Raw genomic sequence first — 12,338 nt, forward strand, 5'->3', positions numbered from 1 at the left:
CATGGGCCTTTAACCGGCTGTCGCATCACATTATTTGCTTTCCCGAGCCGCTGGCTGCTCCGTCTTTTTCCCTATCATGCCATTAAATATTGCGTTCCCCGTCTGCTGTCCGAGCATACGGCCGACTCTGTCCCCGAGCAAGCCTCCGACTATTGCGCCCGCAGCCGTACCGATGCCCGGAAGCATCGACGTACCGAGCAATGCCCCATACTCGACCCCGGCCATGACGCCGACTGCCCCTGTTACGTTAGTGGCCGTTTTTACCGCGTATTCGTTGCGGTCAAGGCTTCCTTGAGTGAAATTTTTGGTGTCCTGAAACTGCGACATCGCTCCCGATGCAAGCCCAGCCCATAATGAACCGCCTTGAAACATAGGAGTCTCCCCTCCTTTCGCAGTCAAATGTAAGACCCGATGCCGGGCCTTACACCAATTTTGCCCCGTTTTCTTTAAAGCTTGCTTCTCAACTCACGATGTTTGTCGGCCGACGCTTCCTCTACGATCGCCTGCAGCTGCTTTCTTGTATTCGCCGTCGCTTCTTTGGCTTGTTCCGATAAATCGAGAGCCGCTTCCGCTGCTTTGACTGCCCATTTCCGCGCTGTTTTTCTTGCTTCCGGCGATAGCGCCAGCAGCAAAGCCGCCGCGGCTAATCCCGCTCCGATCGGCGATTTGATCATGTGGAAATTCCCCCTAAGTTCGCTTGGTAACATGTAGCTTCTCCTCCCGAAGCCGATTTATGCAAATGATTGGCAGGCTTTCCGTGCATAATTTGATACCCCGCGCAGATAATACTGAATCATATGAACCGGTGAAATAGTTGCCATTCGGGGGAGATTATGAGCGTGATGTCCGCGACTGCAAGCAAGGAAAGATTTCTTCGCCTGTTGCCGGGAAGACTCCGTATCGAAGTATTCGGGCTTCTCCGGAACGAACAAATCGCAAATACGCTGGCGCAATCTTTCGCTTCCCTCAAGGGCGTTACCAAAGTGGAGCCGTGTGCCGTCACGGGCAGAATGCTTGTCGTTTATGACGAAAGAAAAGTCCCGGTCGACGAAATATTTCGCCGCATCTTGGCAGTGGAGCGTCAAGTCGCGGCAAGCGGGCAAACGGCTCAAGCTGCTGAGGGCGATTCATCCGCCAATGCGGCAGGCGATCCAGTAGACGAAGCGGGCAGCGAAATGCGCGAACAGCGCTCTGAAACGGAGATAGCTCAATCTGAAACGGAGATAGCTCAAATGGAAGCGGCTCCGGCATCCGAGTCTGAGACGCAAATGGAGGAGTCTCCGGCTGACGCCATCGTGTCCGATGAAATCGCGGAAGCGATAAGAACGATCCCGAAAGCGGTCGGACCGCCTCCATCTCCGGAGGCCAGAGTGCCTTTGCCGCTTACGCTTGCGATGGGCGGACTTGTAGCGCTGGGCGCTAAGCAGCTTCTGTTCGGGAGGTCGGCTTTAGCGCGAAGCCCGATTCCGTTCTATTTATCCGGAGCCGTGGCGGTCTTAACCGGCTATCCGTTTCTAAGGCGCGGGGTCACGGAGTTCAGCCGGCAAAAGCAAATCAATGCCGATCTCATTCTCGGCACGGGAGCTTTGGCCTTGGCGCTTGTTCGCGAAAATTTGGTCGTACTCGCCGGACTGAGCATTTTGCAATATGTCAATTGGAAACGAAGCCGGCAAGTGCCGGACGGACTTTCACCGGTCGAACTGTCTCCGGAAATTCGCGATTACAGCGAGAAGGCAGGCAAGCTCGGCATTGCGGCAGCTGCGGCGACTTGGGCTTTAACGAGAGATCCGCTTCGCGGCATCGCTGTGCTGCTGGCTGCCAATCCGCGGCCGGCGACGATTCCTGCGGAATGCGCGTGGAAGCAGGCGGAGGTCAAGCTGCAGGAACAAGGTGTGGCCGTTCCGATTCGAAGCTCCTTAGCGCAGCTGGCCCGGACGAAAACGCTGCTGCTTGAAGATACGTCGCTTCTGGTCGGCACGAAAGTTCACGAGACAGGCTGTACCTCCCGCGACGATGACCCGGATAAAGTCATTTGCACAGCCGCTTCCTTAATGGAGAAGACGGATCATCCCTGGAAGGAGCCGGTCTGGCAAAAGGCGAAAAGCACCTGCCGCACGCTGCGCACCGCATTTCGCGTCGAGGAAGAAGACGGCGGGATCAAAGGCACGATCCAAAATGCCGTCTATTCCGTCGGAACAATGGCTTATTGCCAGCGCGCCGGTATTGCTTGCGAAAGCTACTATTTAGAGGCGAAGCGTCTGCAGAAGCAAGGGTTTGATGTGCTGTTTGTAGCCAAGCATACGAATCAGGGCGCCGTTTGCCAAGGGCTCATTTACCGCGAGCAGCAAATAACGGCGGAATCCCGCCAGCTGTTGCAGCGGCTATATGACCAAGGGTTTACGGTCGCGCCTTTGCGGGATGGGGCCGAAGCGGGCATTGCCGGGATTTCCGGCCTTGGGCTGAGCAGCGACTGGCTATCCATGGAGGAAGGAGAAATTGTCGAGCGCGTCGCCTCCTTACATCAGCAAGGCGAGGATATGCTGCTGATTACCGGACAAGAGCCGAATGAGCGCAGCCGATATTTGGAAGAGGCCGGCGTACCTTCAGTCCGGTTCGGGCAGCTGGAGCCGGTTCTCGCCGCTTGCAACGGCGTTCGGCATATGGAATCGACCGTTCATGAGCACCTTCGTATTGCCAAAAGCTGGAACATATTCGGCTCCGTGCTGGCATCTTTGGGCGTCTTAAGCGCCCCGATTGTAAATTTGGCCTCTGACGCTCTTTCGCTCATGTTCATGTCGAGATCGCAAAACAGGGCGCAAACCGCTTTCGCGGATACCACCGCAACGTCGACCAACGAAGTGGCCGCCGCTGCGGAGGCGGTGAGCTGGCATGCCGCGCCATGGGAATACGCCACGGATGCGTTCGCGGTAAACGAACGTTTCGGGCTGACGCAGGAGCAAGTAAGAGTCGGGCAAAGCCGGTTCGGGCTTAACACGCTGGAACGTAAAAAGCCGACACCTTGGCTCTTCTCTTATTTAGGGCAATTTAAAGAATTCACCACGCTTGTTTTGCTGGGGACGTCGGCCCTCGCCCTTTTTACCGGCGGCGTATTCGACGGGCTCGCCATGGGCGCTGTGCTGTTAGCCAATGCGGCGATCGGCACTTATCAGGAGCGGAAAGCGGAGCAGGTGCTGCAAAACCTGAATCAGTTCCAGCCGCCCGAAACGACGGTGATCCGAAACGGCGAACAAGTGCGCATGTCTGCGGCGGAGCTCGTCCCCGGAGACATTGTCGGTTTGGAGGCGGGTGACCGGGTTCCGGCGGATCTGCGTATTATTGCATCGCAAAATTTGGAAGTGAACGAAGCCGCCCTGACCGGAGAATCCGTGCCGGTGGCGAAAACCGACGTTTCGGTTACGGAAGACTGCCCTCTGTCCGAACGGAACAACATGCTTTACATGGGGACTGACGTCACCCGCGGAAAGGCGCTTGCCGTCGTTGTGCAAACCGGCATGAACACGGAAATCGGACATTTGATGGCGCTGCTGAAGCAAGAGGAGAAAGAAGTCACGCCGCTTCAGGAGAAGGTTACCGCGATCAGCAAAAAGTTCGTGAAATGGGCGCTGATCGCCGGCGCGCTTGTATTCGTGACCGGCTTGATGAGAGGCATACCGGTCAGGGAAATGATCACCACATCCATTACGCTGGCGGCCTCGGCCATTCCGGAAGGTCTGCCGGTAACGATTACGATTGCGCTGAGCGCCGGCATTTTCCGAATGGCGAAGAAACATGTGCTGGTTCGCAAGCTTTCCGCCTTGGAAACGCTCGGCAGAACGACGGTGATCTGCTCCGATAAGACGGGCACGCTCACCAAGAACGAGATGACGGTGAGGGAGCTCGCAACCGTCGATCATCGCTGGACGGTGAGCGGAAACGGGTATGAACCTGTCGGCTCCATCGATCCGGCCGACGGCGCGGCACCCGCACATAATGCGCCGGGGCAGACGGAAACTCCCGCCGGCTTGCAGCCGGAGCTCGACCGCATCATGCAGATTGCGGTGCTCTGCAACAACAGCAAGCTGCAGCCCCAGGATGATGCGTGGACGGTACAAGGGGATCCGACCGAGGGGGCGCTTCTTTCGCTGGCGGCAAAAGCCGGCCTCCGGCCGGAGCACCTTGCGAATTGGCACCGCTGCGAGGAAATTCCGTTCGACTCGAACACCGCCACGATGAGCGTCGTATGCAAGGATACCGGTGCCGGCGATGAATGCTATCTGTTCTCCAAGGGGGCCGTGGAGAACATCCTGCGCGAGTGCAGCTCGTATCAGTCGAATGGCGAAGTGCTGCCGCTTACGGATGAAATCAGGAGCAAAATTATCGGGCAAAATGAGAAGCTGGCCGCGGAAGCTCTCCGTGTGCTCGGATTTGCCTGCCTGCCTCTGGGCGCCAACGCGGATCGTTCGCCCGGCAGCGGGGACAGTCAAATGATCTATATCGGCATGGCGGGCATGATCGACCCGCCGAAGCCGGACGTGGAAAAAAGCATCCGGGAAGCCTACGAGCTCGGCGTGAAACCGATCATGATTACGGGGGACCACCCGATTACCGCGATCGCCATCGCAAAGCAAATCGGGATCTACGACGACAGCCGCCAAGTGCTGTCGGGCCACGAGATGGACAGAATGACGGACGAGGAACTAGATCCCGTAGTCGAACAGGTTTCCATCTTTGCCAGAGTGACGCCGGAGCATAAGCTGCGCATCGTCAAAGCGCTCCAGCGCCGGGGACATATCGTCGCGATGACGGGAGACGGGGTCAACGACACCCCGGCCATCAAGCAAGCGAATGTCGGCGTCGCCATGGGCCGAACGGGCACCGACGTGACGAAGGAAACGGCCGATATGGTGCTGCAGGAAGACCATTTCGGCGCCATCGTGGAAGGTGTCAAGGAGGGGCGGACGATTATCGGCAATATCCGGAAAGCGCTCGGCTGCCTGTTGACGGGCAACCTGGCGGAAATTCTCGTCACCAGCGCCGCAGTTATGGCCGGTATGCCGATACCGCTCGTTCCGATTCAAATACTGCTCATGAATTTGCTGACCGACGCGCTGCCTGCCATGGTGCTCGCGGTCAATCCCGGCAGCAAAAGGAAAGAAACGAAACGCGCCGATATCGCGGACAAACAGCTGTATCAAAAAGTCGTTACACGCGGTGTCCTGCTCGGATTGGGCTCGCTGGGACTGTTCGCCTATACGCTCGCATCCGGCGCTCCTGTCCAAGTGGCGCAAAGCGTCGCTTTCACAACGCTTGTGGCCGGACAGCTGATGCAAACTTTCTCCTGGCGCCAGGAAGGCTCGGAGGAATCGATTCGCGATATTCGAAAAGACCGGTTTATGGCCGGAGCGCTTGGAGTGTCGTGGCTGGCTTTGCTGAGCGCCCTGTATGTTCCGCCGGTCGCCCGAATATTCCATACAGCTCCGTTGTCGCTGGGCCATTGGGCGATGGTGCTGACGGTCGGCGCATCGATCTCGCTTCTGTCGAAACCGATCCTTGCCGTGTTGTCCGCAAAAGGGCACCCGGCCGGCACCGAACCTGCGGCCATTCCTTCCTATGCTGCAGCTTGACTGCGGCATAGGACACCATATTGGAGGTGATGCATGCACGATGGAAAGGAATGCGGAAAAAATAATTGTAGGGGCAGCCCTGACTATGGCGGTTTCGGCTCTGCTGCCCATTGCCAAAACAACTTTGAAGCCGCTTGCGCAAAGCGGGATCCAAGGCGCCACGGGGCTTATAAATCGGGCAAAATATGCCCTTCAGGTCGCCCGCGACGAAGTGGAGGACATTATCGCCGAAGCGCAGTTCGAACGAATGAAGAAACAGATCGATAAAGAAATCGCTTCTCTCGAACCGGAGGCCGACGTTCTGTAAACATTTGAAAACGGTGGAGCTGATTTTGTCGTGCAAGGGCAAGGCGTCGATAACCACTTGAACCAAGCTTTAATCCATCTGGAAGCGGCATTGAATGAAAGCATACGTTCCGTATTGGAAAATCAGGATGCCAAGAAGGAAATAGCCCCCAAATGGGAGCATTTCCTCGCCCAATTTTTCGGTATGGCTAAAGAAAAAGGCAAAAAATCGCGAATTAACCTCTTAAGCTGGATATCGTTTGCAAAAATACGTTAACGCAGGCGGATGACGATTCGGAGGGAAGTCCGATGCCAAATGGCGACGGGAAAATGAGAGCTGGCCAATCCGTTATGATCCGGTGCAGCGCTACATGGCAATTGGCCAAAAAATTAGGCCGATTTTTCCTAAAAAGATGAAATCTGCTTATAAAAACGTTGCAACCCGGCCAAGATCCATCGATCCGCCGGGTTGCCCGATTTCCCTTATGACATTGAACGGAGCCGTTACTGTTGCAAATCGGCGATAGCGACCGGTGCGCCGCCTGCCGCCGCGGAGCGGTTAGACGCTTCCATCAGCTTCGTCAAATCGACTGCGATGCCGACATTTTCCGTCGCGCTTGTGCCTTGCTGAATATGGCCGACCCATTGCTTGAACGCCGATACGTTCGGGCGCGGCCGGCTGCGGACGATCCAGCCTTTTGCCTGCTCCTCCAGCTTCGCCGAACGGAGCACCAGCTGGTTGTCGCGATCGGAATACAGAATGCTGCCTTCGGTGCCGTGCACCTCGATCGTAAACGGCGAGTAATTGTTGACGAACCCGGCTTCGACGATGCCTACGGCGCCGCTCTCATAACGCAAAACGGACACGGCATTATCCTCGACTTCCTTGCCGGTGATGTAGCCGTATGTAGCGGACACCGATTGCGGCATGCCGAGGAACAGGCGTGCAAGGTACATCGGATGGCAGCCGAGATCGATCATCGCGCCGCCGCCGCACTGCTCTTTGTTGTAGAAATGCTCGGGCAGCCACCCTCTCGTGGCGCCGTTATGCGAAAGCCGGGTGCGCACGAGCGTCAGCCTGCCGAGCAGCCCTTGCGCGATCGCATCTTGAATCTCAAGCGTGTAGTCGAAATTGAGGCGGGGAAGCGACACCGTCAGCTTGACGCCGCTCTCCTCTACCGCTTTCACGATTTCGTTCACTTCCCGCAGCGTCGGAGCGATGACTTTCTCGGTAAAAATATGTTTGCCCGCTTTGGCGGCCGCAACCATCACATCGCGATGCATGTTGGTCGGAGTATCGACGACGACGGCATCGATATCCGGCGAGGCCAGCAATTCGGCCAAATCGCCGTAAAATTTTACGCCGCGCTCTTCCGCCTCTTTGCGTCCGCGTTCCGGCAGTTCGTCCCACACCGCGACGATTTCCGTATCCGGATGTTCGGTCACCTCGCGCGCGTAATCTCTCGCATGCACATGCCAAAAGCTCAGCATTGCTACACGTATCATAGCATCTTTGCCTCCATCCTTGGTCTCGTTCTTTTTCATCTTACCATTCGGAGGCCTGGCGGTGAACGGCAAGATCGTGACAAGCCAAGGTGCAAAATTGCGACATACCCGCCGCAGCATACAAAAAGAAGAAGACCTGCATGCCTCGCGCGGGCGGGCATGCAGGTCTCGCAACATGAAGCGGCCGATCGCCGGCGCGCAATTTACGTTTTGGCGCGGTCATCGTCCGCAAACAAATATTTGATGCAGTACAGCCCGCCGAGTCCGACCAGGATATAGACAACCCGGCTGAGCCACGAAGATTCGCGATGGTAGTCTCCTCCGAGCAGCGCGGTAACGACGTCCCATTCGAACAAACCGACGAGCAGCCAGTTCAGCGCTCCGATAATCGCTAGCGTTAGCGCAAGTTTACCCATACGTACCACCTTTGCAGTCAGAAGTACTTGCTATGGGTAATATGCGATGTTTTTCCAGCATTTATACTTTGCCGGCTACAACATCTTCAGAAGCGCCTCTTTGCCGATAATGCCCGGAACGACTCCCAGCGCTTCGGCGCTGTGCGTGACCGATTCCATCGGCGCATCCAGCAGCTCCTGCAGCGTCTTGACGCCGACCGCCCGGGCGGCGATGATCCCCCGGTCCTTAAGCCTTTCGTTAAGCAGGCCGATATCGAGAGCACCGCACATAATGTAGCCTTTGTCCGTCGCCACCGCCAGCAGCGTCGTCTTGGGCAGCAGCACTTCAATGCCGATGACCGTATGGCCGTTCAGTTCGATCGGAGTCATTCTCATCATGGCCCGATTTCTCCTTTATTTAGGAATACAATACGTCTAGGCTTATTATACGACAACGGCTGTCAGACGGAATAGACGGAAGCCCGTCGTTCCCGAATTTCTGCGGGCTGCAAGCCGCAACCCGGGTTGCGCTGCACGGCCCCCTCAAGAAGCTGAACGGGCAATCTTTGTTTGCTTGCGGATTCGTGATATAATAGCAGCACAATTAGCGTTATGAGGCGAGGCAAAGATGAGTTCTGGGAAATCGCAAAAGCCGGTGCAAGGCCACTGGTTTAACGTGGATATTTTCATGGATGGCGACAACAACGCACACGCATTGGAAGAGCTGAATCGCCTGCTGAACGCGGCGGGCATCAAGGAGTACCGGGTGCACAGCGGCGGCGAACCGGGCACGGCGGCGGAGGCCGGCAAGCCCGATACGAGGAAGGAGCCGGCAGCCGACAAAGCCGAAGCGCCGTCGGCGCTGGCGCTGGAAATCGAACGCTACAAAGCGAACAACACGCTGGTCCGAATGACCGTAGTTAAAGGCAAGGGCGTCAAGCTCGACTTGCCGTGCCGGATCCTTAACTATGACGCCGCTACACAGAACGTGTCGATTTACCACGTCGACGAGAAAAAAGTGTATTTGTTCCGGATCAACGAAATCGACGATCTGCATGCAGGGTAAACAGCGTACCGCAAAAAGGAAAGCAGGGCTCGGCAAGCCCTGCTTTCCTTTTTGCCGTCAATGGAGCGCACTGCCCCCTTCCGCCGCAGCTGCGGCTTGCGCTTGCTTGAGCAGCAGTTCCTCCATCCGCTCGACCGGGACGGGCGGGCTGAACCAGTATCCCTGCACCTCGTTGCAGCGATTATGGTGCAAGAACTGGAGCTGCTCGTGCGTTTCGACGCCCTCGGCGATCACCTTCATGTTCATGTGGCGCGTCATGGCAATGATCGTGGCGACGATCGCCGCATCGTTCGGATCGGTCATAATGTCGCGGACGAACGATTGGTCGATCTTGAGCCGGTCGATCGGGAACATTTTCAAATAGTAGAGCGAGCTGTAGCCGGTGCCGAAATCGTCAATGCTGACCTTCACGCCGAGCCGCTTCAAGTCGAGCAGCAGGGAGCTCGTATGCTCCACATCCATCGTCATGCTCTCGGTGATTTCCAGCTCCAGGTATTGCGCTTCCAGCCCCGTTTGCAGCAGCACGTTCCCGATGCGGTGCTTCAGGTTATGCTGAAGAAACTGCCGCGACGACAAATTGACCGATACCGGGATGCGGGGATACCCCCGATCGTGCCACTCTTTGTTTTGCCGGCAAGCTTCGTACAGCACCCATTCGCCGATCGGGCCGATGAAGCCGTTTTCCTCCGCGAACGGAATAAACTCGCTCGGCGGCACCATGCCCCGCTCCGGATGGCGCCAGCGGACGAGCGCCTCCACTCCGATCATTTTGCCGGTATCGATGTCTATCTGCGGTTGGTAATAAAGCAGGAATTGTTCGCCTGCCAGCGCTTTGCGCAGCTCGGACTCGAACGTCAGCTTTTGCAGCGACACGGATTTCATATCGGCGTTGAACAGTTGAACCGAATTTTTGCCGCGCTCCTTCGCGCGCGACAAGGCGATGCCGGCGTTTTTCATGAGCGCGTCGGCGTCTTCATCGGAAGCTGCAATGGCTATGCCGATGCTGACCGTCACGTGAAGTTCGAATTCGCCGAGCGTGAACGGCGTCTCCAGCGTCTGCTCCATTTTCTGAACGAGCTGCATCAGGTCGGCGGTGCCGGCCAATCCCGAGAAAAACACGGCGAACTCGTCGCCTTCTTTGCGCGCAAGCAAGTCCCCTTCGCCGATGCAGCGCTGAAAACGTTCGGCGACTTGGGCAATGAGCATATCTCCATAGTCGTGACCGAAGCTGTCGTTAACCAGCTTGAACCGGTCGATGTCCACGTACGCCACAGCCGTCTGCTTGCCGGCGCTGCGATCGGCGGCCATCGCGGCGTACAGACGCTCGCGGAACATGCGGCGGTTCGGAAGGCCGGTCCGCTCGTCGAAATAGGCCAAATAGCGGCTCTGCTCCTCCGCCCGTTTGCGCTCCGTAACGTCTTGGCAGATGGCGATGTATCCCTTCACCGCTTTCCCTTTGCGAATCGGAACAGCGTGCAAATGCACGTCGACGCGGGATCCTTGCTTATGCAGCAGCGTTGTGTCGAAGCTCGACGGTTCGCCTTCGGGCAGCCGCCTAACGTTGTGCCGTGTTGCGGGCAGCTGATCGTCGGCCACGAACGACAACAGCGGCATGCCGGCCAGTTCCGGGCCGTCCCGGCCAACAATGCGGCTCATCGCCCGGTTGGCGCGGACAAACTTGCCGGCGGGATCGAAAAAGGCTACGCCGTTCGGGCTGTGCTCGAACAACGAGTCGAAATGCTGCTCCGACTCCTCGAGGCTTTCCGCCATTTTCAGCTTGTCGGTCAAATCCCGTGCTTCGGTAAAAATAAGCGGCATCCCGGTTTCCGAGCCGACCAGGCGGCAGTTGATTTCCACCGGAAACAGCGCGCCGTCCTTCGCCCGCATCGTCCATATGTAGGTCGGTTTGATGTTGCGCAGCAGTTGATATAAAATTCGCCGCAATTCGCGCTCAGATACGTTATCGCCAACGATATGGCGCGGCGACAGCTTGACCAGCTCGCTTCGCTCGTAGCCGAGCAAGCGGCAGGCAATGCTGTTCGCTTCGACGATGCGGTGCGGATATTCCGCCTGGATGAGCAGCACCGGATCGGGTGCCTGCTCGAACCATTCGACAAATACTTCGTGCCGACCTGCCGCATTCGGCCGTCTCCGCTTCGTAAACCATTTGCCCACCTAATGTCCCCCCGTTGCCATGAAGTCGCTGTCGTCAGCCGCGCAGGGCGGCGATGGCCAGACAGAGCCAGCCGGCCAAAAAAGCGACGCCGCCCAGCGGCGTAATGGCCCCGAGCGTTTTCACACCGCTGAGGGAAAGAGCATACAGGCTCCCCGAAAACAATACGATGCCGGCGAAAAGCGCCCAGCCGGATGCGGCCACCAGCGATGAGGCGCCGAGCTTGTCCGCCAGAACGGCGATTAGAAGCAGTGCGAGCGCATGTATGATATGGTAATTGACGCCGGTATGGTACACGTCAAGCATGTCCGGACTGAGCCTGCTTTTGAGCGCATGCGCGCCAAATGCGCCGAGCGCCACCGCCAGGAAAGCGTTAAGACTGCCGAGGGCGATAAACGTTTTGATCATGGTGCGCTCTCCTTTTACTAGTCGTTTTTCTCACTTTGCTGCTTATTTTACCATAATAAGGATATTCAGTCTATCGGCCGCACCGCTGCCCGTTACAACGGCGAAAGCCGGTAAACTATGCCAAGCAGTTCCATTGTACGATGGAAGCGGGGGAGTGAACAAGCTCGAAATTTGTATGCGAAGAGGTGAAGTCAACATCGATAGATCTAACCGAAGTAATAGATGGCGAGCATGCTCTCTAAACCAAAAAATAACGGCGGCAGACTATGATGGAACTTTACCGCGTTCCAGTCTGCGCCGGTTCTCTTAATGTGCCAGTTTCCTATTTATTTGGCTAACGTTTCCGGTTCGGCAGCTTCCTTCGCCGAACTTCGGTTTAGCATTTCCTTCAGACGGCCCTCGCGCAGCTTCGAGACTGCGACGGACTTGCCCTCCCCGCCGCCTGCGCCCAAATGGACGGTCCCCTCTTTGACGCTGGCAATTTTGCCGGTATTCACGTAGCAGTCCCCATTCACCCGAAAAAATGCGTGATGCGACGTCATCCGCTCCAGCTCTTCGGCCGAAAGCCGTTTGCGCCAGTTGAAATTGCCCCCGTGAAAGCTGACGAGCTCGTGAGTTCCTACCCGAAAATACAAAATATCCCGCTCCAGCACAAACTCCTCGAAGGCGCGATCTTTGCCCGCAGACAGCTGCATGTCGGAACCCCTTTCATTTCAATATGATAGCGCTTACAATTTGAATTATATCATAATCCTCTTTGGTGCGGAAGGCGTACCGAGGCGAACGTCGGGTTAAAATTTTGGGTATAGGGCCGCTTGCGTTAATGCCGGATACGTCTCGTTTACATGCCGGGAAGCAGGGTTCGTACAGCAGGCGTTGAA

Annotated in this window: 12 protein-coding genes; 4 read left to right on the forward strand and 8 right to left on the reverse strand. The window is 56.9% G+C overall.

Annotated elements, in window-relative coordinates; all coding sequences use genetic code 11:
* Positions 1-30 precede the first annotated feature (30 nt).
* The gene (locus SD70_RS08400; protein WP_041047148.1) at positions 31-372 is read right to left on the reverse strand and encodes a glycine zipper domain-containing protein; all 342 of its coding nucleotides are present in this window, start codon (positions 370-372) and stop codon (positions 31-33) included.
* A gap of 74 nt (positions 373-446) precedes the next feature.
* Positions 447-674 (reverse strand): hypothetical protein, encoded by a 228-nt coding sequence (locus SD70_RS08405; RefSeq protein WP_041047149.1) that lies wholly within the window; start codon positions 672-674, stop codon positions 447-449.
* Between the two features lie 168 nt (positions 675-842).
* Here SD70_RS08405 and SD70_RS08410 point away from each other — a divergent pair, with 168 nt between their 5' ends.
* The 3 genes from SD70_RS08410 to SD70_RS08420 all read left to right on the forward strand — a co-directional run bounded on the left by SD70_RS08410 (position 843) and on the right by SD70_RS08420 (position 6,186).
* Positions 843-5,624, forward strand: coding sequence for an HAD-IC family P-type ATPase (locus SD70_RS08410; RefSeq protein WP_041047150.1), 4,782 nt, complete (start codon positions 843-845; stop codon positions 5,622-5,624).
* Positions 5,625-5,709: 85 nt separating this feature from the next.
* Complete coding sequence (locus SD70_RS08415; RefSeq protein WP_231571113.1) at positions 5,710-5,931, forward strand: DUF5132 domain-containing protein; 222 nt, start codon at positions 5,710-5,712, stop codon at positions 5,929-5,931.
* Between the two features lie 30 nt (positions 5,932-5,961).
* The gene (locus tag SD70_RS08420) at positions 5,962-6,186 is read left to right on the forward strand and encodes a hypothetical protein (protein ID WP_041047152.1); all 225 of its coding nucleotides are present in this window, start codon (positions 5,962-5,964) and stop codon (positions 6,184-6,186) included.
* A 227-nt stretch (positions 6,187-6,413) separates the two neighbouring features.
* Here SD70_RS08420 and SD70_RS08425 read toward each other — a convergent pair whose 3' ends face one another.
* The 3 genes from SD70_RS08425 to SD70_RS08435 all read right to left on the reverse strand — a co-directional run bounded on the left by SD70_RS08425 (position 6,414) and on the right by SD70_RS08435 (position 8,209).
* Positions 6,414-7,415, reverse strand: coding sequence for a Gfo/Idh/MocA family protein (locus tag SD70_RS08425; protein ID WP_041047153.1), 1,002 nt, complete (start codon positions 7,413-7,415; stop codon positions 6,414-6,416).
* Positions 7,416-7,618: 203 nt separating this feature from the next.
* Positions 7,619-7,831, reverse strand: coding sequence for a DUF378 domain-containing protein (locus SD70_RS08430; RefSeq protein WP_041047154.1), 213 nt, complete (start codon positions 7,829-7,831; stop codon positions 7,619-7,621).
* Between the two features lie 75 nt (positions 7,832-7,906).
* A complete protein-coding gene (locus SD70_RS08435; protein ID WP_041047155.1) occupies positions 7,907-8,209 on the reverse strand; it encodes a YunC family protein in 303 nt (100 codons plus the stop codon).
* Between the two features lie 229 nt (positions 8,210-8,438).
* Between SD70_RS08435 and SD70_RS08440 the strand changes: the two genes are divergently transcribed.
* Positions 8,439-8,876 carry a hypothetical protein gene (locus SD70_RS08440; RefSeq protein ID WP_052487183.1) on the forward strand — a complete coding sequence of 146 codons (438 nt, stop codon included), beginning with the start codon at positions 8,439-8,441 and terminating at the stop codon, positions 8,874-8,876.
* A 57-nt stretch (positions 8,877-8,933) separates the two neighbouring features.
* Here the strand turns inward: SD70_RS08440 and SD70_RS08445 are convergent, their stop codons facing one another.
* The 3 genes from SD70_RS08445 to SD70_RS08455 form a co-directional block, all read right to left on the reverse strand.
* Positions 8,934-11,051: a putative bifunctional diguanylate cyclase/phosphodiesterase gene (locus SD70_RS08445; RefSeq protein ID WP_197080964.1), complete on the reverse strand. Its 2,118-nt coding sequence runs from the start codon at positions 11,049-11,051 to the stop codon at positions 8,934-8,936.
* Between the two features lie 34 nt (positions 11,052-11,085).
* Positions 11,086-11,457, reverse strand: a complete 372-nt coding sequence (locus SD70_RS08450; protein ID WP_041047156.1) for a DUF423 domain-containing protein — start codon at positions 11,455-11,457, stop codon at positions 11,086-11,088.
* A 326-nt stretch (positions 11,458-11,783) separates the two neighbouring features.
* Positions 11,784-12,152: a LytTR family transcriptional regulator DNA-binding domain-containing protein gene (locus SD70_RS08455; RefSeq protein ID WP_052487184.1), complete on the reverse strand. Its 369-nt coding sequence runs from the start codon at positions 12,150-12,152 to the stop codon at positions 11,784-11,786.
* Positions 12,153-12,338 lie beyond the last annotated feature (186 nt).

This window comes from Gordoniibacillus kamchatkensis (assembly GCF_000829455.1).
GTDB classification, from domain to species: Bacteria; Bacillota; Bacilli; order Paenibacillales; family NBRC-103111; genus Gordoniibacillus; species Gordoniibacillus kamchatkensis.